This window comes from Novosphingobium sp. PY1 (assembly GCF_017312445.1).
In the GTDB taxonomy this organism is placed as follows: Bacteria; Pseudomonadota; Alphaproteobacteria; order Sphingomonadales; family Sphingomonadaceae; genus Novosphingobium.
Genome location: NZ_BLTI01000006.1, coordinates 179530 through 204938, shown reverse-complemented (window position 1 = coordinate 204938; position 25409 = coordinate 179530). Strand labels below are relative to the sequence as shown.

The 25409-nt window shown below is 63.7% G+C and carries 20 protein-coding genes; 13 read left to right on the top strand and 7 right to left on the bottom strand.

Going from position 1 to position 25409, the window contains the following annotated elements:
- Window positions 1-14: 14 nt before the first annotated feature.
- Genes J3474_RS09000 through J3474_RS08985 form a run of 4 tightly spaced genes read left to right on the top strand, consistent with a single transcriptional unit; the run spans window position 15 to window position 6956 of the window.
- Window positions 15-653, top strand: coding sequence for an urea amidolyase associated protein UAAP2 (locus J3474_RS09000; RefSeq protein WP_207093865.1), 639 nt, complete (start codon window positions 15-17; stop codon window positions 651-653).
- On the top strand, window positions 650-4246 hold the full coding sequence (gene uca, locus J3474_RS08995) for an urea carboxylase (RefSeq protein WP_207093864.1): 3597 nt from the start codon (window positions 650-652) through the stop codon (window positions 4244-4246). Before J3474_RS09000 ends, uca begins: the two co-directional genes overlap by 4 nt.
- A 2-nt stretch (window positions 4247-4248) precedes the next feature.
- On the top strand, window positions 4249-6012 hold the full coding sequence (atzF, locus tag J3474_RS08990; RefSeq protein WP_376706522.1) for an allophanate hydrolase: 1764 nt from the start codon (window positions 4249-4251) through the stop codon (window positions 6010-6012).
- Window positions 6013-6014: 2 nt separating this feature from the next.
- The gene (locus tag J3474_RS08985) at window positions 6015-6956 is read left to right on the top strand and encodes a DUF6923 family protein (protein ID WP_207093863.1); all 942 of its coding nucleotides are present in this window, start codon (window positions 6015-6017) and stop codon (window positions 6954-6956) included.
- A gap of 44 nt (window positions 6957-7000) precedes the next feature.
- Here the strand turns inward: J3474_RS08985 and J3474_RS08980 are convergent, their stop codons facing one another.
- The 5 genes from J3474_RS08980 to J3474_RS08960 form a co-directional block, all read right to left on the bottom strand.
- Entirely contained in the window at window positions 7001-7327 is a 327-nt protein-coding gene (locus tag J3474_RS08980) for a UrcA family protein (protein ID WP_207093977.1), read from the bottom strand.
- Window positions 7328-7452: 125 nt separating this feature from the next.
- The gene (locus tag J3474_RS08975) at window positions 7453-7818 is read right to left on the bottom strand and encodes a hypothetical protein (RefSeq protein WP_207093862.1); all 366 of its coding nucleotides are present in this window, start codon (window positions 7816-7818) and stop codon (window positions 7453-7455) included.
- Window positions 7819-7840: 22 nt separating this feature from the next.
- The gene (locus J3474_RS08970; RefSeq protein ID WP_207093861.1) at window positions 7841-9412 is read right to left on the bottom strand and encodes a tetratricopeptide repeat-containing sulfotransferase family protein; all 1572 of its coding nucleotides are present in this window, start codon (window positions 9410-9412) and stop codon (window positions 7841-7843) included.
- Complete coding sequence (locus J3474_RS08965) at window positions 9409-10338, bottom strand: sterol desaturase family protein (protein ID WP_207093860.1); 930 nt, start codon at window positions 10336-10338, stop codon at window positions 9409-9411. Before J3474_RS08965 ends, J3474_RS08970 begins: the two co-directional genes overlap by 4 nt.
- A gap of 88 nt (window positions 10339-10426) precedes the next feature.
- Window positions 10427-11365 carry a LysR family transcriptional regulator gene (locus tag J3474_RS08960; protein WP_013836450.1) on the bottom strand — a complete coding sequence of 313 codons (939 nt, stop codon included), beginning with the start codon at window positions 11363-11365 and terminating at the stop codon, window positions 10427-10429.
- A 117-nt stretch (window positions 11366-11482) separates the two neighbouring features.
- Here J3474_RS08960 and J3474_RS08955 point away from each other — a divergent pair, with 117 nt between their 5' ends.
- The 4 genes from J3474_RS08955 to J3474_RS08940 all read left to right on the top strand — a co-directional run bounded on the left by J3474_RS08955 (window position 11483) and on the right by J3474_RS08940 (window position 15286).
- Window positions 11483-12484 (top strand): isopenicillin N synthase family oxygenase, encoded by a 1002-nt coding sequence (locus tag J3474_RS08955; RefSeq protein WP_013836451.1) that lies wholly within the window; start codon window positions 11483-11485, stop codon window positions 12482-12484.
- 14 nt (window positions 12485-12498) lie between these two features.
- Entirely contained in the window at window positions 12499-13368 is an 870-nt protein-coding gene (locus J3474_RS08950; RefSeq protein WP_242528295.1) for a hypothetical protein, read from the top strand.
- A 220-nt stretch (window positions 13369-13588) separates the two neighbouring features.
- Entirely contained in the window at window positions 13589-14584 is a 996-nt protein-coding gene (locus J3474_RS08945; RefSeq protein ID WP_207093858.1) for a sterol desaturase family protein, read from the top strand.
- Between the two features lie 75 nt (window positions 14585-14659).
- Window positions 14660-15286: a hypothetical protein gene (locus J3474_RS08940; RefSeq protein ID WP_013836454.1), complete on the top strand. Its 627-nt coding sequence runs from the start codon at window positions 14660-14662 to the stop codon at window positions 15284-15286.
- A gap of 177 nt (window positions 15287-15463) precedes the next feature.
- Here the strand turns inward: J3474_RS08940 and J3474_RS08935 are convergent, their stop codons facing one another.
- A complete protein-coding gene (locus tag J3474_RS08935; RefSeq protein WP_242528294.1) occupies window positions 15464-15667 on the bottom strand; it encodes a hypothetical protein in 204 nt (67 codons plus the stop codon).
- Between the two features lie 165 nt (window positions 15668-15832).
- The gene (locus J3474_RS08930; protein WP_242528293.1) at window positions 15833-17479 is read right to left on the bottom strand and encodes an FAD-binding protein; all 1647 of its coding nucleotides are present in this window, start codon (window positions 17477-17479) and stop codon (window positions 15833-15835) included.
- A gap of 356 nt (window positions 17480-17835) precedes the next feature.
- Between J3474_RS08930 and J3474_RS08925 the strand changes: the two genes are divergently transcribed.
- From J3474_RS08925 to J3474_RS08905, 5 genes are all read left to right on the top strand, one after another.
- The gene (locus J3474_RS08925) at window positions 17836-18447 is read left to right on the top strand and encodes a TetR/AcrR family transcriptional regulator (protein WP_013836456.1); all 612 of its coding nucleotides are present in this window, start codon (window positions 17836-17838) and stop codon (window positions 18445-18447) included.
- A gap of 432 nt (window positions 18448-18879) precedes the next feature.
- Window positions 18880-19287 (top strand): hypothetical protein, encoded by a 408-nt coding sequence (locus J3474_RS08920; RefSeq protein ID WP_013836457.1) that lies wholly within the window; start codon window positions 18880-18882, stop codon window positions 19285-19287.
- Window positions 19284-20558, top strand: coding sequence for an efflux RND transporter periplasmic adaptor subunit (locus tag J3474_RS08915; RefSeq protein WP_242528292.1), 1275 nt, complete (start codon window positions 19284-19286; stop codon window positions 20556-20558). The genes J3474_RS08920 and J3474_RS08915 overlap by 4 nt, the downstream gene beginning before the upstream one ends.
- A gap of 62 nt (window positions 20559-20620) precedes the next feature.
- Window positions 20621-23809, top strand: coding sequence for an efflux RND transporter permease subunit (locus J3474_RS08910; protein WP_207093856.1), 3189 nt, complete (start codon window positions 20621-20623; stop codon window positions 23807-23809).
- A 14-nt stretch (window positions 23810-23823) separates the two neighbouring features.
- Window positions 23824-25260 (top strand): efflux transporter outer membrane subunit, encoded by a 1437-nt coding sequence (locus tag J3474_RS08905; protein ID WP_207093855.1) that lies wholly within the window; start codon window positions 23824-23826, stop codon window positions 25258-25260.
- Window positions 25261-25409 lie beyond the last annotated feature (149 nt).

The following is a 25409-nucleotide window of genomic DNA, read 5'->3' as shown; positions in this document are numbered from 1 at the left end:
AGGAACAGCATCGCATGAGCCTCGACCCCCATCTTTCCGATCTTCCCGGCACTGTCGCGCATGACGTCATCGTCCCCGCGCGGGCGCCGTGGCTGCACCACATCGCGGCAGGCCAGACCCTGCGCATCGTGGATCTCGAGGGCAACCAGGCAGTAGATTTCCTGCTGTATTCGGAACAGGACGATACCGAGCGCTACAGCGCGCAGGACACTGTCGCCGCGCAAGGCAACCTGTTCCTGCGCGAAGGCACTGTGCTGCGCTCCAATGAAGGGCGGGCGATGATGACGATCACCGGCACGTCCGTCGATTATCACGATACCATCGGCGGCGCCTGCTCCTGCGAGTCCAATACCTTGCGCTACGGACACCATACGAAGGCCGAGCACGCCTGCGTCGAAAACTTTCTGGAAGCCAACTTGCGCGAAGGACGCGGCAAGCGCGACATCGTCTCTAACATCAACTTCTTCATGAACGTTCCGGTCGAGGCCGATGGGTCGCTGGGCATCGTCGATGGCATTTCCGCCCCGGGACTGACCGTTGACCTGCGAGCGGAGATGGACGTCATCGTCGTCGTTTCCAACTGCCCGCAAATCAACAATCCGTGCAACGGCTTCAACCCGACCCCCGTACGCATGATAGTTGCCAACGCATGAAGTTCGACACCGTCCTGATCGCCAATCGCGGGGCGATCGCCACCCGCATCATCCGTACACTGCGTCGCATGGGACTGCGTTCGGTGGCGGTCTATTCGGAAGCCGACGAAGGTTCGCTGCACGTTTCCGAGGCCGACGAGGCCGTCTGCATCGGCCCCGCCCGTGCATCGGAGAGCTACCTCGACATCGCCGCAATCCTGAAGGCCGCGCGTGAAGCCGGGGCGGATGCCATCCACCCCGGCTATGGCTTCCTCGCCGAGAACGTCGAGTTCGCCGAAGCCTGTGCCGAGGCCGGGATCGTCTTTATCGGCCCGACCTGCGACAATATCCGTACCTTCGGCCTGAAGCACAGCGCCCGCGCCCTGGCTGCTGCGCACGGCGTACCGCTGGCTCCCGGCACAGACTTGCTGACCGACGAGAGCGAAGCGGCTGCGGCCGCCCGTCGGATCGGCTTTCCGGTCATCCTCAAGGCCACTGCAGGCGGCGGCGGCATCGGCATGCGGGTCTGCGAGGACGAGGCATCCGTGCGCGAAAGCTTCGCCGCCGTGGCCCGCCAGGGGCAGAGCAATTTCGGCGACGCCGGCATCTTCCTCGAGCGCTACATCCGCCGAGCGCGCCATATCGAGGTGCAGATCTTCGGCGACGGCGAAGGGCGAATTCGGGCCCTGGGCGAGCGGGACTGCTCGCTCCAGCGTCGCAACCAGAAAGTGGTGGAAGAGGCCCCGGCGCCGCTTCTGCCCGCCAAGGTCCGCGCCGAGCTGATCGCCGCCGCAATCCGATTGGGCGAAGCCGCGAACTACCGCTCTGCCGGCACGGTCGAATTCCTCTACGATGCCGAACGCGAAGAGTTCTTCTTTCTCGAGATGAACACCCGCCTGCAGGTCGAGCACGGTGTGACCGAAGAGGTCATGGGGCTGGACCTTGTCGAATGGATGATCCGCGGCGGGGCCGGAGACTTCTCGTTCCTGGATGAGGCGCCGAAGCAGCCGAGCGGGCATTCGGTGCAAGTGCGTCTCTATGCCGAAGACCCGGCCCTCGACTATCGCCCCACCTCGGGCACCCTGACCTCGGTCGAATTCCCCGACGACATACGGGCCGAAACCTGGATCATGGCCGGCTCCACCGTATCCATCTGGTACGATCCGATGCTCGCCAAGCTGATCGTGCATGCGCCGAGCCGGAGCGAGGCCATCGCCGCCATGCAGGACGCGCTCGACAAGTGCCGGATCGACGGGATCGAGACGAACCTGCGCTGGCTGCGCGACGTGGTTCGCAGTGAAGCATTCGTCAGCGGCGAAGTTTCGACCCGCGTGCTCGAAGGCATCGCGTTCAAACCGCGCAGCATCCGCGTCGTCAGCGGCGGCACTGCGACAACCGTGCAGGACTGGCCCGGCAGGCAAAGGCTCTGGGCAGTGGGCGTGCCGCCTTCGGGCCCGATGGACGATCAGTCGTTTCGCCTCGGCAATCGCCTCCTTGGCAATCCAGAGGGGACAGCCGGGCTGGAAATGACGATTACCGGCCCTACCCTGACTTTCAGCGCCCCCGCCCGCATCTGCCTGACCGGCGCCGACTTCGGCGCGGCCCTCGACGGCAATCCGGTTGCGCGCGGGCAGGCGATCCAGGTCGAGGCGGGACAGACGCTCGCCACAGGCCGCCTGTCAGGCGGCGGGATACGCGGATACATCCTCTTTGCCGGTGGGCTCGACATCGCGCCCTATCTCGGCAGCCGCAGCACGTTTGAACTTGGACAGTTCGGCGGCCACGCTGCGCGCCGCCTGCTTGCGGGAGACACACTGCACCTGGGCGATGAAGCGACGGTCGCCCCTCTGCCCGATGTGGACTTGCCCGATCTTGCCACGGAATGGACGGTTCGCGTCCTCTATGGCCCGCACGGCGCACCCGATTTCTTCACCGACGAGGATATCGACGAGATCGTCAGGGTCGAATGGCAGGTACACTACAACAGCAATCGCACCGGCGTTCGCCTCGTTGGCCCCAAGCCGAAGTGGGCGCGCACCGACGGCGGCGAAGCGGGGCTCCACCCGTCCAACATCCACGATAACCCTTACGCCATCGGCGCGGTCGACTTTACCGGCGACATGCCGATCATACTGGGTCCGGACGGCCCCTCGCTCGGCGGCTTCGTATGCCCCTTCGTGGTCATCGCCGCCGACCGCTGGAAGATCGGCCAGCTCTCGCCCGGTGACAAACTGCGCTTTGCCCCGATCACGCTCGATGACGCCATTGCGGCCGACCAGGCGCAGCGACGGCTACTCGACGAGGGCGTTGCCCATGGCACAAGCGAAGCGCGCCCGATCGCGCAGCTCTCGCCGATCCTTGCCGAAATAGAGGAAAGCGCGGTCCGGCCGCGAACCGTCTATCGCCAGCAGGGCGATCGCAACATCCTCGTCGAATACGGTCCGATCGTGCTCGACATCGAGCTGCGCATCCGCGTTCACGCCCTGATGACCGAGTTGGAACGTCTCGCCCTTCCCGGCATCCTCGACGTGGTTCCCGGAATCCGCTCGCTCCAGGTGCACTTCGATGGCAAGGTGCTCGACCAGAAGGCCACACTGGCGGAGCTGATCGCGGCAGAAGAGCGGTTGGGCGATCTCGCCGACTTCGCCATCCCTTCGCGGATTGTCCACCTGCCGCTGAGCTGGCGCGATCCTGCAACGCTGGAGACGATACAGAAGTACATGGGCGCCGTGCGCGACGACGCGCCGTGGTGTCCGGACAACATCGAGTTCATCCGCCGCATCAACGGCCTGCCCGATACTGCCGCGGTGGAGAACCTCATCTTCGAGGCGAACTACCTCGTCATGGGCCTTGGCGACGTCTATCTGGGCGCACCGGTTGCGACTCCGGTCGACCCCCGGCACCGGCTGGTCACTACCAAGTACAACCCGGCCCGCACGTGGACGCCGCCGAACGTGGTCGGCATCGGCGGCTCCTACATGTGCATATACGGCATGGAAGGCCCCGGCGGCTACCAGCTCTTCGGTCGCACCATTCAAGTGTGGAACACGCATCGCCAGACCGACGCCTTCATCGAGGGCAAGCCCTGGCTGCTGCGCTTCTTCGACCAGATCCGCTTCTATCCGGTGAGCGCCGACGAACTCGTCGAATGGCGACGGGACTTTCCCAGCGGTCGCCGCTCTATCCGGATCGAGGAATCCGAGTTCCGACTTGCCGACTATCGTGCATTCCTGGCCGAGAATGCGGACGCCATTGCCGAGTTCGAGGCACGCCGGCAGACCGCATTCGACGAGGAGCGCGCCGAATGGCAGCGCAGCGGCGAATTCGACCGCATCGCCGACACCGCCGAAGCGGAGCCACCCCAAGCCGCGGCGATTGACCTGCCTGACGGAGCGACACTCATCGAGGCTCCCTTCGGCGGCAGCGTCTGGAAGCTGCTGGTCGGGGCGGGCGACGAAGTACAGGCAGGCGACACGATCGCGATCATCGAAGCCATGAAGATGGAGTGTGCAGTGCAAAGTCCCGGTGCAGGAACGATTGCAGCGATTTATGTACAGGAGCGGCAGGCCCTGCAGCCCGGCGCCCCCATGCTTGCCCTGAAAGAGGGGGCCTGACCATGCTGGATCGCCGCAGCGCCGCCGCCATCGCTGCCGATGTGAACGCGGGACGCACAACCGCCGTCGCCGTGGCGAAAGAAACGCTTTCGCGGCTTGCCGCCTATGATGCCATCCAGGCACAAGTCTGGATCAGCCGGCTGAGCGTGGATGCATTTCTTGAATCAGCCCGCGCCGTGGATGCGCGCGTAAAGGCCGGCGAGGTTCTGCCTCTGGCCGGCGTGCCTTTTGCAGCGAAGGACAACATCGACGTCGCGGGTCTCGAAACGACGGCGGCCTGCCCTGCCTTCGCCTACAGCCCCGAGCGATCCGCGACGGTGATCGAGCGGCTGACACAGGCCGGCGCAATCTGCATCGGCAAAACCAACCTCGACCAGTTCGCCACGGGCCTCAATGGCACACGCAGCCCCTATGGCGCCCCGCGCAACGCCTATAACCTGGCCTATGTCAGCGGTGGTTCGAGTTCGGGCTCTTCCGTCGCAGTGGCAGCGGGGCTGGTCCCATTCGCGTTGGGCACCGACACCGCCGGTTCGGGCCGCGTGCCCGCCGCGTTTCAGCATCTGATCGGCTACAAGCCAAGCAAAGGCCGCTGGAGCAACAAGGGGCTGGTGCCCGCCTGCCGCACGCTCGACTGCATCACCGTATTCACCGACAATGTGACCGATGCCCGGCTGGTGGATGGGGTCATAGCCGGTTTCGATGCCGCCGATCCCTATTCCAAGGCACTGGCCAACCGCCCGCTGGAGTACAAGAGGATCGGCGTGCCGCGCCGTGGGCAACGCGCCTGGTTCGGCGACAGCGAGTCCGAGTACTTCTACGATCGCGCGCTCGACTCGCTGGCGCAAATGGCCGAGATCGTCGAAATCGACATGGCACCTTTCCAGGAAGCCGCGCAGCTGCTCTACGGTGGCCCCTGGGTGGCTGAGCGGACCGCTGCGATCGCGACCGTCCTTGCCGACAGTCCCGAGGCCATCGATCCGACAGTGCGCGAAGTGGTCGAACCCGGCCTCAGCATGAGCGCGGTGGAACTGTTCAACGGCATTTACCGCTTGGCGGAGTTGAAGCGGCATGCGGACCTGCTGTGGGAAGGCATCGACATGCTCGCCTTCCCGACTGCCGGCACTACCTATCGCGTTTCCGAACTTCTGGCCGCGCCTGTCGCGCTCAACAGCGCATTCGGTTTCTACACCAATTTCGTGAACCTGCTCGACATGGCAGCCGTCGCCGTGCCGGCCGGTATTCGCGGTAATGCAACGGGCTTCGGTGTAACCCTGATCGGCCCCGCCGATACCGACTGCGCCCTCCTGGACGCGGCCGACGCCTATCTCGCGGCAGCCAATCTCCCGCAACGACCACCACTCGACCTGGAGGGAAAGATGCAAACCGTGAAACTTGCCGTCGTGGGCGCCCACCTCAAGGACATGCCGCTGCACTGGCAGCTCACATCCCGCAATGCCAGGTTCGTCGGCGCCTTCCAGACGGCTCCCTCGTACCGGCTCTACGCCATCGCAGACAGCGTCCCGCCCAAACCCGCGCTTGTGCACAGCCCCGATGGTGGGGAAATCGCGGTCGAGGTCTACGAACTGGACGTAGCGGAATTCGGCAGCTTCGTGGTCGAAGTGCCCGCTCCCCTCGCGATCGGCACGGTGACTCTCTCCGACGGCAGCAGCGTCAAGGGCTTCGTCGCCGAACCTCGCGCGCTTGCCGGCGCGCAGGACATAACGGAACTCGGCGGCTGGCGCGCCTTCATCGCAAGGCAGGGCTGATCATGCGCAATCTTCCGATACTGGCTACGCTGCTGGCCGCAGGCCTCGGCGCGCTCCCGCCGACTGCGCAGGCGCACGAGGAGCAGGTCATCGAAGTGCCCGGTTTCGCGGACTTCCTGGCAGTCGATGGCAACAGCGTGTGGGCCACCAATGCCGGACGGGTGGAGCGCTGGTCGCGCAAGGGCAAGCTGGCCGAAGTCGCCATGTCCAGACCCTGCGGTGCCATGACGATCATGGCCGGCTCTTTGTGGGTGGCCGATTGCGAAGAGAATGCGCTTGTCCGAATCGACACGCGCACCGCCAGAAAGACCGCAACAATCCCCACAGGCATTGCCAACCGGGATGGCGAGCTCAATGTCGCGGCTGGTGCCGGTTCGATCTGGGTGGCCAGCGATAACGATGTGGGCAAGGTCTCGCGCATCGATCCCGCCACCAACACCGTTGTCGCGACGATCCCTGTCGATCCGGGTACGTGGTATCTGGCCTTCGGGCATGGATCGCTCTGGGCGGTCAGCGCCAAAGGCCATTCGATCCAGCGGATCGATCCGAAGATCAATGCGGTGGTGAAACGCACCGCCCTTGGCAAGCAGCCCGGCTTCCTCGCTGCCGGCGCAGGCGCCGTCTGGGTTCAGGAACAGGGCGACGGCACCGTGGCGCGCATCGATCCGTCCACGAGCGAAGTGACCGGGCGTGTCAAGGTAGGCGACGTTCTGAAATGGGGCGATATCGATACGGGCGGCGGCAAGGTGTGGCTGCGCACCACCGAGGACCAGACTTTCGCCGTGATCGATCCGCAGTCGATGAAGGTCCGTGCGCGGGTCGGCAAGGCCGAAGGCAGCGGCGCCTTACGATATACCCGCGCTGGCCTGTGGACCTCGGCTCATGACAAACACACCCTGACCTGGTGGCCAAAGCCGAAGAAGCTGGAAAAGCCTGAAAAATAGACCGCCCGCAGCCCGGGACGCCCGGGCTGCGGAGCGAGGGCAGCTCAGCGGTTGTACGCGAGGCGGTCCGACGCCGGGACCATCGCCGAGCGAGTTTCGATCTGCGAGCGAACATCGGCGATCACCGCAGTCCGGCATTCCTGCGCCTTGGCTTCCAGTGCAAGATGCACGCCGGCAAGGCGATCACCGCAAACGGCGCGCGCTGCCTGGTCCATACGGATCGCAAGTCGCTCCTGGCCTTCAGGGGTCGTGAGGTCGATCCCCTTGAGGGTCAGGACAGCCTCATCCTTGGCGAAGGGATTTTCGGCAGGGGCGGCATAAGCCGTGGTCGCGAACGCGAAAGTGGCGAGAACCGCCAGGCCAATCTTCATCATCATCTCCTGTACGTAGAACGAACGCCGCTCTACGGCGACTGCCGCATACATAGGACCAGAAGATGAAACTTTCAATATAGAAGGAAAATTTGTTACTTTATTACTAGAGTCACTCCCAATTATTACTTCACGCTCACCACCAGGTGGTCAAGATTGTCTACATGACCAAGTAGCCCGATCGGCAGAGCGGCCTGCGAATGCGTATCGGCGACCGATACCGTTATCGTCCGCGCGTAAGGTACCGACCAATCCTGCAGCGTCTTGACCGGCAGGCTAACCTGCCACTTGCGCCCGCCCTGCGCGGCGACCGCATGACCGTTGATGCTGACCGCCGACCCCACATCGGCACGGCGACCTGTAACGAGCAGGCACGAACCGGCCTCGCAATCGACGAGCCGCGTCCGCGGTTCGGCTGCTGCCGGTGTAGCGATTCCTGCGGAGAGGATGGCGGCCAGGCTCAGGGCGTTGCGGATGCGATATATCGACATTGTCCAAAAGGCCTCCTGCTTGTCAGTCGATGGCAATTCCGGCGTTCTCGAAGATGCGGCGGACAGGTTCGAGAACCTCACCATGCCGCTTCCAGCGGGCAACGGAACTGGCATAGATGGGCTGGCGCACCTGGGCCGCGCTCGGGGTCGAGACCGGTGCGCTGTTTGTGTGGAACGACAGGCAGCGCTCGTCCCAGTCCAGTCCGCAATGCGCCAGGATTCTGCGAGTTTCACCCTCCTGATCGGCGATCAGATCTTCGTAGCGCACTTCGATCAGGCGATCGGCCAGGGCTTCGCGCCACAGGGCCATGAGCCGGTCGAAGCGCATATAGTAGGCGGCGATGTCGAGCAGGTCGTAGCTGTAATCGTAATAACGCGAAGTGACCGCGAAGAGATTGCGAAAATTGCTGAGCACTGTGTCCATCGGATGCCGCCGCAGGCAGATGATCCTGCTCGCGGGAAGCGCCCGTGCGATGAACCCCAGGTACTGGAAATTCCCCGGAAACTTGTCGGTGAAACGGAGGCTGGGATTGCGCCGGTGATGGGTCGCGCGCTGCAGGAAATCCCGGCCGATCTCGGCCATATCGCTGCCTGCTGCAGCTGCTATCGTGTCGGGATCGAGGACCGTTGGCGTTCGGGTGCCCGCCGCCTTTTTGACCGCCAGAGGCATCGCCTGCAGTTCGCCCGCGCTTTCAACAGCGGGATGAGAGGAGAGAATGCGGTCGACCAGCGTCGTCCCCGTGCGCGGCATACCGACGACGAAAATGGGAGAATCTGTCGCGGCTTCTCCCACCGGTTTCGGCAGGGGCCACGCAGCCTCGATCGCATCGAAGGACGCGGCATCCCGCTCAAAGGCATAAGGCAAAGTCCGACGGTGTTCGGCATTGACGCAGCACAACGTATCGAGTGCCTCGTCCAGCTGGCCGACGTCCTCCAGTTCTTTTGCAAGGGCATAGCCGAGCAGCAGTCTGTCGCGCGGCTTGCGGGCCGAGCCGCGTATCTCGGCAAGCCGGCCGATATGGTTGCATTCGGGGTTTTGCCTGCGCAGCCCGGCGAGAAGGTGGTGCGCGCGCGCATCCTCGGGAGACAGGGCTATCAGTGCCTCGAGCGCAGCTTCGGCCTCTTCCGTTCGCCCCAGGAAGTTGAGGGTCGTCGCCTGATTGTAGCGGTATCCGGCATGACCGGGTTCTAGGCGCACGGCCTCGGAAAAATGGACGAGCGCAGCGGCGTGGTTCCCGAGGCGCGCATAGACACAGCCCATCGTGTCGCGGCTGAGCGCGTCACCGGGCAGGGCCTGCTCAGCTGCTTGGAGCATCGACGCCGCGTCGCCATCCTGCCGAACCATGGTGAAGAGCTTGGCAAGGTTGGCGCAATATTCGCCTTGCGGATCGAGCCTCACCGCCCGATCGATGTGCCAAATCCCCGATCGGATGCGGCCCGTGCTGGATTCCGCGACCCCCAGAAGGAAGTGTGCTTCGGCATCCTTGGAATTTTCCGACAGGAGTGTCGTGGCGAAACGATGGGTTGCGCCCAAATCGCCTCGGGACAGCGCGCTTCGAGCAGCCTCGACCCGGGCAGAGCGCATTTCCGTCATGCTGGCCGTGGCTCGTTCTGGTCGTTTTCAGTCGACTCAGCAGTGCCAGCCCCCCCTTTCTTGCGGGAATGGCACTTATCGATCAGCGGCTGGAACGGGAACAGGGTCTGCTCCCAGATCGACAGGCGCCTGCGGTCGTCCTGTCCCACCAGCACGCCCTCGCCCTCGCGGTAAGTTCCGAAGATGCGATCGAGCAGGATGAGCGAATTGCCGTAGTTGCAGCGGGTGCTCTCGTAATCGGTCGAATGATGGAGGCTGTGATGGCGGATCGTGGTGAAGAAGAACGAATACCAGATCGGCGGATCGGCCCGCACGTTGGCGTGGGCGAAGACCGAGATGACCCCCATCGTGTTGAAGGCTGCGAAAAGGGCAGTCTGGTCGAAGTCGAAGAGCGCCAGCACGCTCAGGCTGATCAGAAACAATTCGATCGGGTTGCCGACCGCACCCTTCGCCGCATTGAGCTGGGTGATGTGGTGATGCGGCGCATGGGTAAGCCAAAACGGCGTCCAGTTATGCATCAACCGGTGCATCCAGTACTGACCGAATTCAAGAACGAAGATCGCCAAGGCAACTTGCGCGAGCCAGGGCATCTGCGCGACCCAGGGGGTGCTGATGCCCAGCGAGGCCTTGGCCGCCGTCAGCGGAGCTTCCGCCAGTTTTTCCGATGCCCAAGCGATCACAGTTGCGCTGAGCACGGAGTAATAGAGATCGGTCAGGAATTCCTGCTTGTTCATACGCCAGCCGGCGTGGCGTTCATGCAACCATTCCAGCGCCAGCACGGCCATGACGATCAGCGGCGACGTGGCGGTCAGAGTCCAGGAATTCTTGAGGAGGGTTTCCGGTCCAAAGGCCCAGAACAACAGCACCGCCGCGATCATCGCCGGAGGAATGTGATTGAAAACCTTGTCCTTCAGACTCGCTTGCATGACGCAGCTCCATTCATGTGTTTCCACACTGCGCTGCATTGCGTCATGAAGGGAGGCGCTATTTTACGATGGAAGGCATAGATTTTCGCTATGCTCTGCGCTGGGCACGGATCCTGCGCATGACTTCGTCCCAGAAAAGCTGGGTCGCGGTGTCTCGCGCCGGTTCGGTTCGGGCGAGGAGGAAGATGTCGTAGCTCGGTTCGAAATCGGCGTGGAGCATCGGCCACAGCCGCCCTGCGGCCACTTCGCCCTCGGCGGCAAGGATCGGCAGGAAACCTATGCCGATTCCGTGTAAGATCAGCCGCCGCGCTTCATTGATGTCCTCGGCAAGCCCCCGCACATTGGTGCCCAGCCGATAGCGCCGCCGCAAGTGCGTGATCTGCTCGATCTCGTCTTCGCCGGTGAGGACGAAACCCTCGTCCTTCAGCTCACCCAGACGACTTACCCGGTATCCGAAATAAGGACTGTGGCGGGAACAGTAGAGCTGCTGGCGCTCCACCAGCAAGGGTTCGTACATCAGGCTACCGCGAACGGAACTGTCATAGCCGACACCGATTTCGACTTCGCCCTGCTCCAGTGCATCGAGCACCTGGCGCCAGGGGGAGACGCGGATCTCGATGTGAATGGCCGGATTGCGCCGGTGAAAGCTGGCGATCGCTTCGTCAAATTCCGGGGAGACGAGACCCGATACGATCTGGATGCGAACGATGCCTTCGACGCGCTTGGTCGCCTGGGCGATCTGGTGCGGCACCATGCGAGCCGATTCCAGCATGTCTTCGCACAAGGCCATCATGGCCTTGCCTGCCGCCGTCATTTCGACGCCGGTAGCGGTGCGATGGAGCAGAGTGACTCCGACGTGATCTTCAAGACGCTTGAGCGCCGCACTGATACTGGGCTGCTGCCGGTTGAGCTGTCGCGCTGCCGCGCCGATGCCACCTGCGCGGACGATGTCCACGAAAGTCCGCATCAGGTTCCAGTCGACGCGGCTGGCAAACTTCCGGTCGATCAGCGGCGCTCGCTCACTCATCCTATAGCCCATTCCTTTCGCGGTGCCCTCAGGATGGCCAAGTCATAGACAAAATCAATGGAAATCATCTGATCGTCGCATCTATCGCTATGGGCGCGGTAGAATAAGCCTGTTGCCATGACATCAGCGTCGCTCCCCCTCGTCGACATCTCCGGTCTGGACAGCATCCGCCTTGAGGACCGCATGGCCGTTGCACGCGAACTCGACCGCGCCTGCGCGCAAACCGGCTTTCTCTACATCGCGGGCGCGCAACTCGAGCCCGACCTGTTCCGCCGGCTCGTCGACCGGGCGAAGACCTACTTCGCGCTCGACCACGAGACCAAGATGGCCAGCTACATCGGCCATTCCGAGAACCACAGCGGGTACGTGCCTGTGGGTGAAGAGCAATTCCCCGGTGCTGCCGCAGATCTGAAAGAGGCATTCGACGTCAACTGCGACTACACGTCGGCCCACGGGAGGCGGCGGCTTCTAGGGCCGAATTGCTGGCCCGAGATGCCCGGATTTCGCGAGGATGTGCAGGCCTACTACGCGCACATCACCAGAATCGGCCGCCGCCTCTTTCGTGGCTTTGCCCTGGCCCTGGGCCTCGACGAAGACCATTTCGACCCATACCTGCGCCATCCTCCCAGTCAGCTGCGCCTGATCCACTACCCGTTCGACGCCGCGGCGCAAGATCGCCCCGGAATTGGCGCGCACACCGACTACGAATGCTTCACCCTGCTCTTTGCAACTGCGCCGGGCCTGCAGATCCTCGACAAGCAAGGCGTGTGGATGGATGTCCCGCTGATCGAAGGCACCATGATCATGAACATCGGCGACATGATGGAGATCCTGTCCAACGGTCGCTTCGTGGCTACCCGGCATCGCGTGAAGAAAGTCAAGGAGGAACGCTATTCGTTCCCGCTCTTCCTCACCTGCGACTACGATTACGTCATTGCGCCGGTCCTGCGCGGCGAAGCCCCCCGATACGCTCCGCTGAAAGGCGGCGAGCACCTGTTCAACCAGACAGCCCAGACCTTCGCTTACCTGAAACGCAGGGTCGAATGCGGAGAACTGGTGCTTTCCAACGCCGTTCCGCCCAACTCCTTTGGCCAGCGCGCGAACGGGACAACCTCGTGAACATTGCCGACCTGATGAGGCAACTGCCTGAGACCGGTCTTGATGGCCTTGCATTCCCCCGCAATCTTCTTGGTGCCTTCCGGCGCAAGAGCATCACCTTCTGCACCGGCCTTACCGACGAGACCACCGTCGTTTACTGGTTCCAGTCCAGGAGCTTCACGATCGACCTGCGCCTGCCCGATGGTGCCGAGACCGCAATAGCGGCCCGGCAGGGCTGGATGGGAGACACGCTGTGGGATCCGGATCGCAACGAGCTCTCCTGGACAATCGTGCGCAGCTATCAACCGGGCAACCAATGGCCGGAACCGGCGACATTCCAGTTCATCGGCAACTGCGTTCTCGAGTTTGCGCCCTCGGGTGCCTATGTCGAAGACTGGCGTCAGCAATGTTCTTTCGGCCCGATCCTGGGACTGCGCCTGCTTGCCTTGCGCGATGACGAGACCGGCAGAGAAGTGCCGATCGACGGTGGGCTGATCGTGGCAGGCCGACACATGGCCTATGTCCAATCGCGACTGCCGCAGGTGGATGCGGCCGTGAATGCCGAGCCCAGCCTGGAGGAGGCCCTCGCTCGAGGCGTCGCTACCGAACCCGAAATCGAAAGCCATGAAGTCTCCGTTGCCATCGACGGCCACGCCGTAAAGTACAGTACCCGCACTGGCGTTCTCGGGACGGACATCGCCGCCGGCGATTTCAAGCTGCAGGACGACCGGACGATCACCTTGGCAAAACATGTCGACGACAGGGCATGCACCCTGCGTTTCTCGCTCGATCTTCACGTCCGCGATTTTTCTTTCGATCGGCAGACGCCCTGCACGGCGCAAGCGCAGGCATGGATCGAGAGCGAACAAGGCCATCTCGCGCGGCATGCCGTGGTAACGTATTGACCGAGCCTTTCATGCCGTCGTCGTCGCCCTTCCGCGTCACCACGGAGCCTCGGGCATAGCCAGCGTCTATGCCATCTATATCATAATACCGTCTGGCGTGATGCAGGTGCTTTCAGGATGCTGAGCCGACATCATTTCCAATGGGTCGCGGACTTGCACGTCATCTGACACGGCGGGCAATCCCGCAGGACACCGGACGGACAAGACGAGGGCAGGCGTTGTGGACGGAGTTCGCGTAGGCAAAAGGCTGATTGGCACACAGGCCCCTGTTACCGTGGGATGGGAGAACATTCCCAAGGTGGAAGGTGGCCCGGTCAAGCAGTTCGTGTTCACCTGGTTTCAGCCCACGGTATTGTTCGCGCTTATCGCATTCTGGTATTACGCGCCCAATTCCATTGCCAAGGCATCTACCGCAATCGGCATCGGAATCGGCTTCAGGGTACTGCTACTGGCGCTCGAATGGGTGAACCCGCGTTATGAAAGCTGGCGGCTGACCTGGAAGGAACTGGTTACCGACCTGTTCTATGTCGGGCTCGGCTATACGATCCTCAACCTGGTAGACCAGTACATCGGCAGCGATGCCGTGATCGAGGCTCTCCAGCACGCCTTCGACTGGGACAAGCTGGCATGGTTCGTGGGCCTGCCGCTGCTTCTGCAGGCCTTCCTGATCTCGTTCATCTTCGACTTCGGACAATATTGGATGCATCGCGGGATGCACAACTGGTACCCGCTGTGGCTGCCCCACTCGGTGCACCATTACATCACCCAGCTAAACATCAACAAAGGCGCGGTGGGCAATCCGGTCGAGCTTTTCCTGATCGGCCTTGGTATCGGCGGCTTCTTCGACTTCCTGCCGCGGGCCGCCCTGCTCGCCGGTGCCATCGGCATGGCGGTGAGCACCTATCAGCACATCAACGTGCGCTTCAACACGCCGCGTTGGTGGCGCTTCCTGTTCAACACCACCGAACATCACAGCGTTCACCATTCGCAGGACTTCGAAGCCACCCGCAGCAACTATTCCGGCACCTACATCTTCATCGACCGCATCTTCGGCACCTGCATCGATGGCGAGGCTGAACTGCTGGGCATGGAAGGCGGGCGCCGTATGTCCATCCGCGAGCAGATGACCTTCCCATTCACCGAAGGCTGGAAGACGATCAAGGAGAAGTACGGCCGGGAACGTTACGCCCGGGCGGAAACCGTGCCTGCCGAATGATGGGCCAAGGCCGGACGCAAAGCGACTGCGCGGCCCGACAAGACCAAATCCAATTCTCTCTCGACAGGAGATCATGTGAACGCGCGTTTCATCGAATGGATCTGGCATATCAAGGGCAGCCTGCCCCTCGCTCCAGGGCAATCGAGCGATGATGCATTTCACCGGCTCGCACCGCTGTTTCAGGAGGCGGGCACCAACTACAGCCAGCAAGATGATACGCTGAGCTTCTCCAAGAAGGACCAGGCGGCGCAGGACAAGATGTCGGTCTTCGATGCCGGGGTGCTGCAGATCGAAAGAAGCGGTTCGGGCCCCGTGCTGCACTATCACCTGGTCAGCCGCGCGTTGCTGTTCTGTTTTCTGGCGCCTCTGCTGTTTCTGGGTTTCGCGCAATTGACCGTATTCTTGGGCGATCTCGAGAAACCCTCGACCGAAGCCGCTACCGAGAAGCCTGACAAAAAGAAGGCTTCTGTCCTGCCGCAGCACCCGATAGACAAGGCGTTGGGCGCTCCTGCCCCCGAACTGCCCAAGAAAGACGCTGCCGACGACGAGGGCAAGAAACCCTCGCCAACTTCGGCCTATGTCTTCGCGGCCATTTTCGCTGTTCTCTATTCAGTCGGACGCGTGCTGGAAGCAGGACTAATAAAGTCCGTTTTCCGGAAGAAGCTTCAGGGATCACAGGCGCACGAACCTGTGCCCGGTTGATCGCGGTCGCAGCCGATGCCGCGAATAACAGGCGGCCGCACCTGATCGGGGCTGCCGCTGACTGACGGTCACGGGCCGATTGCGAGATAGGGGGAATTGGCAGAGGCAAAGTCGCTCTGCATGAAGCGCCGATGTCTCTGCCTTTTCGTAAGACAGGCTCGGGAAGTTCGAAAGGGCCTATTGCCCCGCAGCCCCATTCGCGGCTTCGCTGGGCGGGACCGGGGTCATCGGCGTATCGGGCAGGTCGACCGGAACACCGGTTGCATCGGCATCCTGGACGATCAGCTGGCCTCCGCTTTCATCCTTGACGTCCGCCTTGTACTCGGCGGTCTCCTGCGAGCAGGCAGCGACGGTGAGAAGTGCACTCGTCGCAATCAGCATTTTCGCTGCATTCCGGGATCTTGTGACAGCCATGACTCGTCTCCCTTTTTTCACATGGTATCCTGCAGTCAATCCTCGAGACAAGCCCCGTGTTCCCTCCCGTGTTCCGGGCTATCGATATCAGGGGCATGCCACGCCTCTGAGACCACGCAGCGCGACCGCCGGCTAAGCGACGTTACTGTTGCGGCGCGCCGCAAAACTGCCGGAGAGGTAACCGAAGGTTGCCGCAGCTGCGATCGTCGCGCCCGCGCCGGGATAGGCATGGCCAAAGGGCGAACCGCTACTATTGCCCGCAGCGTAAAGACCTGCGATCGGGCGGCCTTCGACATTCAAGACCCTGCCATGGCAGTCCGTCTTGATGCCGCCGTTGGTACCAAGGTCGCCGGGCCTGATGACCGCGGCCCAGAACGGGGGCCTGGAAATCTCGCCGAGACTGGGATTCGGGCTATGCGCGGGATCGGCCCAGTAGCGGTCGTAATCCGTCTCACCCCTGCCGAAGTCCCCGTCCTTCCCGGCGCGGGCAAACTGGTTGAACCGTCCCACCGTCGCCTCCAGTTGGGAGGGATCGATGCCGCACTGACCGGCAAGATCCGCGATCGTGTCCGCCCGCTTGAGATAGCCGTTGTCCATCATCTTCTTGCGGATCGCCTTCTTGGATACGTCGGCAAAGATGTAGCGTTTGAGGAACCTGCCATCGAGAATGAGCCAATGCCGTTCGCTGGCCGCACCGTTTTCATACATGACCCGGCCCGTCGTCATGTAGGATCGCGCTTCGTTCATGTATCGCTCGCCGCACGCGTTGACGATGATGCTACCCGGCAGGGCGCGCAATGCCAGGACGAGGCCATTCAGTTCCGGCGAAATCTGGATCGAGGGCATCCACCAACAATCGTCGGTCAGTTCGCTGGCCGCACCAATGGCACCGGCAGCTTGGAAGGCATCGCCCTCGTCCTCGGGAATGGCGTTGGACCACGATTGATCGCGCCCCTGAAGCTCTCGCCGCAGCGCCTTGTTCTGCGCGAAGCCACCCGCTGCGAGGAGTACGCCGGCGGGCCCATCGAGCTTTTCACGCCGCCCTTCGCGCTCGACGATGACACCCGTGACCGCGCCATCTTCCACCACCAGATCGACAAGACGAGTGGACAGGCGGATCGGAATGTCGCGCTTCAGGACGATATTCATCAAGGACGCCGCCAATGCGCGCCCGTTGCCCAGCGGCTTCTGCCCGCGCAGCTTGCGCAGTAGATGGCAGATCACCGTGCGGGCTGCTTCCACGAACAGGCGCGGACTTGTCCATGCCCGCGTCAGCGTCGCGAACTGGCCGCTGTTGATCGCGGGCAGATCAAGATCGGCAAGGCGCATGGACCTGAACCGCGCGCCCAACCGATGACCGTCGAACGCGGCAGACTCAATGATGCGGCCCTTGCTGCTGCCCGGCACGCCCGGATAGTAATCCGGGTGCTCGGAAGCCCTGATCCAGTCGACGCCCTCCTCCGCCAGCATCCGGGCCATCTGCGGGGCGTTCTCCAGAAAGGCATCGGCCTTCGCGATCTCGCGCGCCCCCGCCTCTTCGCCGAGGAGTGCATGAACGTAACTGCGGGCCAATTCCGGATCTTCGCCCGCGCCTTGCCCCTGCATGAGATCGTTTCCGGGAACCCAAAGCACGCCGCCCGAAGTCGCAGTGGTACCGCCCCAGCTGTCAGCCTTTTCGATGATGATGGGTTTCAGCCCGCCGCGACTCGCAGTGATGGCGCCTACCATGCCGGCAGCACCGCTGCCGATCACGATAAAATTGAAGTCATCCCCCGCCACGCGTTCATTCCTCCCCCGATTACGCCCGATATCGTCGGAGGGAATAGAACAAGGGACTGCCGCTATCGCCCCTGACTTGTGTCAGGCCGGATCGGTCGGGCAAAGAAAAACCCGGCCAGATCGACCGGGTTTGAAAAGTTTGGGAGAGGATGCCTGAAAGGCCCGTCCTTTTTGTGCGTCGCAGCATAATTGTGCAAGTGCGAAAACCAATATGGGGATTGCATTTTTCGCAAGCCATGCGGGCAGCACTCCACCTGCGGGCTGCATAGCTTCATTCGCTGACGCTCCTCGTTTCCCGCGCCCCATCGAAGGCTTCACTGGACGAGACGCTGGGCAATCACTATGTACCACTCGGTATGGAATGCTCAGCCTCAACCAAAACACGCGGCCGTCCGCGGGAATTCGATCCCGAGGAAGCCTTGGCGAGCGCCCTGCGCGTGTTCTGGAAGCATGGCTATGAAGGCGCCTCCATGGCGGAGCTCACCGAGGCCATGGGCATTACCAAACCCAGCCTCTACGCATGTTTCGGCAACAAGGAAGCCCTCTTCAGGAAGGCCCTCGACCTCTACGAGCGCGACAAGCTGTGCTACATCAAGACCTCGCTGGACGCGCCAACTGCGCGTGAAGTTGCGAATCGCATTCTGCGCGGCGCGGTAAAGACGCACTGCGGCGAGAGCGACCCGCAAGGCTGCATGGGCGTCATCAGTTCGGTCGCCTGCACGACCGAGGCAGAATCGATCCGCAAGGAAGTCGTGGCACGCCGCGCATCGTCCGAGGCTGCCGTCGTCGAGCGCTTTGAAAAGGCCAAGGCCGAAGGCGACCTTCCCGAGCATGTCGATGCCAAGGCACTGGCTCAATGCCTGCTCACGGTCCTGCAGGGTCTCTCGGTCAAGGCCCAGGTCGGCGCCGAACGCAAGGATCTTGAGGCCGTCGTCGACACTTTCCTGGCCATGTGGCCCGGCCGCTGAAGCGCCCGTTCGCCGGGCACGTATGGCCCGGCCAGGCATAACCGGAAATTCCGGCTTCACCTTGAGGTTGCAGGCACTAAAGGAATAATTTACCGGTCAGTATAGAATGCGCTTGACGGAATTGCGCATCGCAATATATACCGTCCAGTACAGAACGCAGCCACCCGACTCACCGCAAGGAAGTCTGATGACTGAAATTGCCAAACCGGTTCCCCCCGGCTGATTTCCGGTGCCCTCCGCTCCCCCCGCGGGTGGCCTCCGACACTTTGAACCTGAGCCAGCTGCCATGACGGGCGCGCCTGCCCGACTGCGCGGAAGGCTGAATACATCTAAGTTTCCCGGCCCCCCCTTTGCGCCGGGAACGGGCCGGCGCGCGCCTTCTTTCCCCCCCACCCCTCGGGGCGCGCGCCGGTCATTTCAGGGAGTACAACCATGGCCTTCATCGATTTCACCGATGCGGCGCCGGAGGCACTGGCGGCGCCTGCCAACAGGTCCGTACAGGACACCCGGCGTTTCCCCTCGGTATCTGCACTGTCCGACCTCGAGCACCGCATCGTCGAACTCGCTCGCGGCGACGGCCTCGAAACCCTGCGGCCGCAGCGCAAGCGGTCCTGGCTGGGGCGGCTGATCCTGGGCCCGCAACCGATCTCGCCGGAACTTGCGAACGAGCGGCTCGAAGCACTGCGAAAGTTGGCCGTGCAAGCCTGGCACAAGGGCTACACCCTCCCGGTTTCGGCCGTGCGGGAAGCGCAGGCCGCCGGATACAGCGAGGCGCAGGTCGGCGCCGTCATCGATACCATCGGGCGCATGCGTGTGCCATTCCGGAGGCTTGCCGCGTGAATTTTCCTGCAAAGATCGACATCCCCGATCGGACCTTCAGGCAGGCAAGTGAAAGCCCCGAACGGTCGCGCAAACGGCGGTTTGCAGCCATTGCCGGGATCTTTGCGCTGGTCGGCGCCGGAACGGCCTGGAGCCTGCTTCACGACACCACGGCCGAGGCGGTGGCGATGCCCGTTCCCCAGGTTCAGGCCGCCAACCCGCTGGTTCGCGAGGTGACGCAGTGGGACGACTACGTCGGCCGCTTCGCGCCGAGCCAGTCGGTCGAAGTGCGCCCCCGCGTTTCGGGGGCGATTACCCGGATCCACTTCAAGGACGGCGAATTCGTTCGCCAGGGCCAGCCGCTGTTCACGGTCGATCAGCGACCCTACCGCGCCGCCCTTGCCGAAGCGCAGGCAGACGTCGCTGCAGCGCGCAGCGCCGTGGCACTCGCCCGCTCGGACTATGACCGCGTGGCCGGGCTCTCCGGCGACGAGGCCATGGCCGCCAGCGAAGTCGACCAGCTTCGCACCCGCATGCATTCTGCCCAGGCCGCGCTCGCCGCTGCCCAGGCCCGCGCAAGGCAACGCGCCCTCGACGTCGAGTTCACCACCGTGCGCGCCCCGATTTCCGGCCGCATCTCGGACCGGCGCGTGGATGTCGGCAATCTCGTCTCGGGAGACAACAACGCCAATGCGACTTTGCTGACCACGATCAACGCCGTCGATCCGATCTACTTCACGTTCGATGCTTCCGAAGCCTTGTTCCTCAAGGCCCGGCGCGAGCAGGAACAGGGGCATGCACCGGCGCGGGTTCAGGTCCGCCTGCAGGACGAGGCCGATTACAAGTGGAACGGCCGCCTAGACTTCACCGACAACGGTCTCGATCCGCGTTCGGGCACGATCCGCGTGCGTGCCGTGCTCGACAATCCCGAGGGTTTCCTGACCCCGGGCATGTTCGGCAACATGCGACTTGCGGAAGGCGCCAAGGCCAAGGCCCTGCTGGTCCCCGACGATGCCGTGCAGTCCGACCAGGCCCGCAAGGTGGTGCTGACCGTCGGCCAGGACGGCACCGTTGCGGCCAAGCCGGTCGAACTCGGGCCGCTGGTCGACGGCCTGCGGGTAATCCGCTCCGGTCTCTCGAAAGAGGACCGGGTGGTGATCTCGAACTACCAGGCCGCCGTCACCGGTGCCAAGGTCGAGACCCGCAGGGGCATGATCGCTGCGGATACGCACACGATCACCGCACCGGGCGCATCGGTACCGATGGCCTCGCAGGCAACTCTCAACAACTGATCCACCCGTAAAGGGGACGCGTTCGCGATTGGCGCGCGTCCCCATCGCAGGGGCACATTATCATGCGATTTTCCCGGTTCTTCATCGACCGGCCGATTTTCGCAGGCGTCATCGCGGTGATCATCACCGTGGTGGGAGCGCTTGCGTTCATCGGCCTCCCCGTCACCCAGTATCCCGACATCGTCCCGCCTACCGTCACCGTAAGCGCCCAATATCCGGGTGCCTCCGCCGAGACCGTCGCAGACACCGTCGCCGCGCCGATCGAGCAGGAGATCAACGGCGTCGACGACATGCTCTACATGGACTCGCAGTCGACGGGCGACGGCAAGGTGACAATCACCGTCACCTTCAAGATCGGCACGGATCTCGATGCCGCGCAGGTGCTGGTGCAGAACCGGGTCGCCGTGGCGACACCGCGCCTGCCGCAGGAAGTGCAGCAACTCGGCGTCGTCACCCGCAAGTCCTCGCCCGACTTCCTGATGGTGGTGAACCTGCAGTCGCCCGACGGGACGTTCGATCGCGACTACCTTTCGAACTATGCGCTGACCCAGGTGAAGGACAAGCTCGCCCGCATCGACGGCGTGGGCGACGTGCGCCTGTTCGGCGCGCGCGACTACGGCATGCGCATCTGGATCGATCCGGGCAAGGCGGCCGCGCTGGACCTGACCGCCGGCGAGATCGTCTCGGCCCTGCGCGCGCAGAACGTACAGGTTTCATCCGGCGCGCTCGGCCAGCCGCCGTTCGATACCGGCAACGCCTACCAGATCGGTGTCGAACTGCAGGGCCGCCTCAAGACGCCCGAACAGTTCGGCGATGTGATCGTGCGCACCGATGCGGACGGCCGGCAGGTACGCGTGCGCGACGTGGCCCGGGTTGAACTGGGCGCACAGGACTACACGACCAACACCTATCTTTCGGGCAACCCGACCGTGGTCATGGCGGTGATGCAGCGCCCCGGTTCGAACGCGCTCGACTCCGCGCAGGCAGTTCGTGCACAGATGGATGAGCTGTCGCAGTCCTTCCCGCAAGGCCTCGAATATTCGGTGATCTACAATCCCACCGAATTCATCGGACAGTCGATCGACGCAGTCTATCACACCCTGCTCGAGGCCGTGGTGCTGGTCGTCCTCGTCATCCTCGTCTTCCTGCAGAACTGGCGCGCAGCGATCATCCCGATCGTGGCAATCCCGGTTTCGCTGATCGGCACCGCCGTCATACTCGCGGCCGTCGGCTATTCGCTCAACAATCTCTCGCTTTTCGGCATGGTGCTGGCAATCGGCATCGTGGTCGACGACGCCATCGTCGTGGTCGAGAATGTCGAGCGCTACATCGAGGAAGGCATGCGCCCGATCGAAGCCGCAAGGCGCTCGATGGACGAAGTTTCCGGCGCGCTCGTCGCCATCGTCCTGGTGCTCTGCGCGGTCTTCGTGCCCACGCTGTTCATCTCCGGGATCTCGGGTGCGTTCTACAAGCAGTTTGCCGTCACGATCTCCACCGCGACGGCCATCTCGCTGCTGATCTCGCTTACGCTATCTCCGGCACTGGCGGCGATCCTGCTGCGTGAACGCCATCCCCTGCCCGCCGATGCGCCGCGCTGGAGGCGTGTGCTCCAGTCGGCCGCGGACCGTTTCAATCACGGGTTCGAGCGGATGAGTGCGGCCTATGCCGGGCTGACGCTGCGCCTCGTCAGGAAGCCGCTGCGCATGATGGCGACCTACGGCGCGCTCATCGCGGCGACCGTCGGCCTGTTCTGGGCAACACCGACCGGCTTCGTGCCACAGCAGGACCAGGGCTACTTCATGGCTGCCATCTTCCTGCCGCCCGGCTCATCTTTGTCGCGCACCGACGAGGCGACGCAGGAAGTCGCCAAGCGCATCCTGCCGGTCAAGGGCCTGCGCGGCGCGGTGATGTTTGCCGGTTTCCACGGTCCGTCACGCACAGCAGCCCCCGATGCCGCCGCCATCTACTTCCCGTTCAAGAGTTTCGAGGAACGCAAGAAGCTGGGCGTCACCTACGCCGGAATCATGGAGCAGGCGCAGGCTGCGCTGCAAGGTTTCGACAAGGCGCAGGTCCTCCTGCTGCCCCCGCCGACGATCAACGGCATCGTCCCTCCCGGCGGCTACCGCATGATCGTGGAGGACAAGGACGGACGCGGCTATGCCGAGCTGGCCAAGGCCGCAGGCGCGATGATCGCGCAGGCGAACCAGACGCCTGAACTGAAGCAGGTCTATACCCTCTTCAACCTCAACACGCCGCGCGTCTATGCCGATGTCGACCGTCGCAAGGCGGACATGCTCGGCGTGCCGCCGGAGCGCGTATTCGAAGCCCTGCAAGTCTATCTCGGTTCCGCCTTCGTCAATGACTTCAACCTGCTGGGCCGCACCTATCGCGTCACTGCACAGGCGGATTCGCCCTACCGCGGCACGACGGCGGACGTCGCCAACCTCAAGACCCGCTCGAATTCGGGCGCAATGGTCCCGATCGGCTCGGTCGCGACCTTCGAGGACAAGACCGGCCCCTACCGGGTCGTGCGCTACAACCTGCAACGCGCCGTCGAGGTCGATGGCAGCGTCGCGCCGGGCTATTCGACCGGACAGGCGCTGACAACGATGGAGCGCATCGCCGACGATACGCTGCCGGCAGGCTACGGCCACGAATGGACCGGAATTGCCTTCCAGCAGACCACTGCCGGCAATACCGCGGGCGTCGTCTTCGGAATGGCAGTGCTGTTCGTGTTCCTTGTGCTTGCAGCGCAGTACGAAAGCCTGACACTGCCGCTGGCGATCATCCTGATCGTGCCGATGTGCCTCTTCGCGGCGATGCTGGGTGTCGACATCCGGGGCATGGACAACAATATCCTGACCCAGATCGGCCTCGTGGTGCTGATCGCGCTGGCGGCCAAGAACGCGATCCTCGTGGTGGAATTCGCCAAGCAGGCCGAGGACGAACAGGGCATGTCGCCGGTCGAAGCCGCAGTCTTTGCGGCACGTACCCGTCTGCGCCCGATCCTGATGACCAGCTTCGCCTTCATCCTGGGCGCAGTTCCGCTGGTGATCGCACAAGGAGCAGGCGCAGAGCTGCGCCAGGCGCTGGGCACGGCCGTGTTCTTCGGCATGGTCGGCGTCACCGGGTTCGGCCTGCTGTTCACCCCGACCTTCTATGTTGTGTGCCGCGCGCTGGGTGAGCGCCTGCGCCGCCGTCCTTCGGCCGGATCGCACGGGAACCATCCCCTGCCCGCCCCGGCCGAGTGAAAGGAATTACCCTGATGAAAACACGCAGTCTCCTTGCCGCACTGCTTGCCGCGACCAGCCTTGCTGCCTGCGCCGCCGGACCCGACTATATCGCGCCCACACCTATACCGCGCGGCGATGTCGCATTCATCGGCGCTCGATCGTCCGCGGTGTCGACAGACGCGGTACAGTCTGACTGGTGGCGGCTCTACGACGATCCGGTGCTAGATGCCCTGGTCCTGGACGCACTGGCGGCGAATACAGATATCCGCGTTGCCGTGGCGCGGATCGAACGGGCACGGGCCAGCCTGCGCGGATCGCGTTCGGAGACCTTGCCGCAGACGGCTATCGAAGGGTCCGGGACTTACGGCCGCGCCTCGCAGGCACGCACCCTGCCCGGCGCCGACCGGGAGGGCCGCACCGTCGATGCCGGCCTTTCCGTCTCCTATGAGCTGGACCTGTTCGGCCGCGTCTCGCGCGGGGTCGAAGCATCGCGGGCCGACCTGAGCGCCGCGCAGGAGGACGCCGATGCGGTCCGGGTCACGGTCGTGGCCGATACCGTGCGCGCCTATGTCGATGCCGCCAGCTATGCAGAGCAGCTGGCCGTCGCACAGCGCACGGTCGACCTGCTCGACCGCTCCGTGCGCATCACCGGGGCGCGTTTTGAGCGCGGGCTCAACCAGAAGCTGGACGTCATCCGCGTCACGCAGCTACGCGACGAACAGGCCGCGACCATCCCAGCGTTGCAGGCCCAGCGCGACGCCGCGCTTTTCCGTCTCGCCACCCTCACCGGCAAGACCCCGCAGGACCTGCCGGAGGCAGCGCGCGAACGCACCACGACGCCCGATGTCCAGCAGCCTATCCCGGTCGGCGATGGCCAGGCTCTGCTTGCCCGACGTCCCGACGTCAGGGCGGCCGAGCGCCGTCTCGCCGCCGACACTGCCCGCATCGGCGTCGCGACAGCCGATCTCTACCCGCGCATCACGCTGGGCGGATCGATCGGTACCACTGCCGTGGGTGCGACCGACATCTTCGCGGGAGGACCTTTGCGCTGGCTGCTGGGACCGCTGATTTCCTGGGCCTTCCCCAACCAGGAAGCGATCCGCGCCCGGATTGGCGAAGCAAAGGCCGATACCAAGGCAGACCTTGCCGCCTTCGACGGTACCGTCCTGCGGGCCCTGGAAGAAACCGAGACGGCGCTCTCCGCCTATCGCAATGCCCTGCTGCGCAAGGAACAACTGGCATCGGCCCGGGAAGCCGCCGACCGCGCCGCGCAAGTGAGCATCGCGCGCCAGAGCCGCGGCCAGATCGACGCCCTCGACGTCCTCGACACGCAGCGCACCCTCGCCCGGTCCGAAGCCGCCTATACACAGGCGACTCAAGGCGTGGCCCGCGCTCAAGTCGATCTCTTCCGCGCCCTCGGCGGCACATGGCAGGAATGGCCGCAAGGCCTTGCATCGGCTCAGCGTTGACCGCCGCGAATTAGAGATCCCGCCCGGACTGCGCTTGCCGGAAGCGCGGATCGAGGGCCTGATCGCATTTGCGGGAACCCGTGCCGATCTTGTGCGTTAGCGCGCAGTCGACACAGGGGATTCTTCGCATGCAATCGTCAGGTACCGGC

What these genes read in the sequence shown, in the direction of transcription:
- J3474_RS09000 (WP_207093865.1), top strand. Translation starts at nt 15, where the DNA reads ATGAGCCTCGACCCCCATCTTTCCGATCTTCCCGGCACTGTCGCGCAT.
- uca (WP_207093864.1), top strand. Translation starts at nt 650, where the DNA reads ATGAAGTTCGACACCGTCCTGATCGCCAATCGCGGGGCGATCGCCACC.
- atzF (WP_376706522.1), top strand. Translation starts at nt 4,249, where the DNA reads ATGCTGGATCGCCGCAGCGCCGCCGCCATCGCTGCCGATGTGAACGCG.
- J3474_RS08985 (WP_207093863.1), top strand. Translation starts at nt 6,015, where the DNA reads ATGCGCAATCTTCCGATACTGGCTACGCTGCTGGCCGCAGGCCTCGGC.
- J3474_RS08980 (WP_207093977.1), bottom strand. Translation starts at nt 7,327, where the DNA reads ATGAAGATTGGCCTGGCGGTTCTCGCCACTTTCGCGTTCGCGACCACG.
- J3474_RS08975 (WP_207093862.1), bottom strand. Translation starts at nt 7,818, where the DNA reads ATGTCGATATATCGCATCCGCAACGCCCTGAGCCTGGCCGCCATCCTC.
- J3474_RS08970 (WP_207093861.1), bottom strand. Translation starts at nt 9,412, where the DNA reads ATGACGGAAATGCGCTCTGCCCGGGTCGAGGCTGCTCGAAGCGCGCTG.
- J3474_RS08965 (WP_207093860.1), bottom strand. Translation starts at nt 10,338, where the DNA reads ATGCAAGCGAGTCTGAAGGACAAGGTTTTCAATCACATTCCTCCGGCG.
- J3474_RS08960 (WP_013836450.1), bottom strand. Translation starts at nt 11,365, where the DNA reads ATGAGTGAGCGAGCGCCGCTGATCGACCGGAAGTTTGCCAGCCGCGTC.
- J3474_RS08955 (WP_013836451.1), top strand. Translation starts at nt 11,483, where the DNA reads ATGACATCAGCGTCGCTCCCCCTCGTCGACATCTCCGGTCTGGACAGC.
- J3474_RS08950 (WP_242528295.1), top strand. Translation starts at nt 12,499, where the DNA reads ATGAGGCAACTGCCTGAGACCGGTCTTGATGGCCTTGCATTCCCCCGC.
- J3474_RS08935 (WP_242528294.1), bottom strand. Translation starts at nt 15,667, where the DNA reads ATGCTGATTGCGACGAGTGCACTTCTCACCGTCGCTGCCTGCTCGCAG.
- J3474_RS08925 (WP_013836456.1), top strand. Translation starts at nt 17,836, where the DNA reads ATGGAATGCTCAGCCTCAACCAAAACACGCGGCCGTCCGCGGGAATTC.
- J3474_RS08920 (WP_013836457.1), top strand. Translation starts at nt 18,880, where the DNA reads ATGGCCTTCATCGATTTCACCGATGCGGCGCCGGAGGCACTGGCGGCG.
- J3474_RS08910 (WP_207093856.1), top strand. Translation starts at nt 20,621, where the DNA reads ATGCGATTTTCCCGGTTCTTCATCGACCGGCCGATTTTCGCAGGCGTC.
- J3474_RS08905 (WP_207093855.1), top strand. Translation starts at nt 23,824, where the DNA reads ATGAAAACACGCAGTCTCCTTGCCGCACTGCTTGCCGCGACCAGCCTT.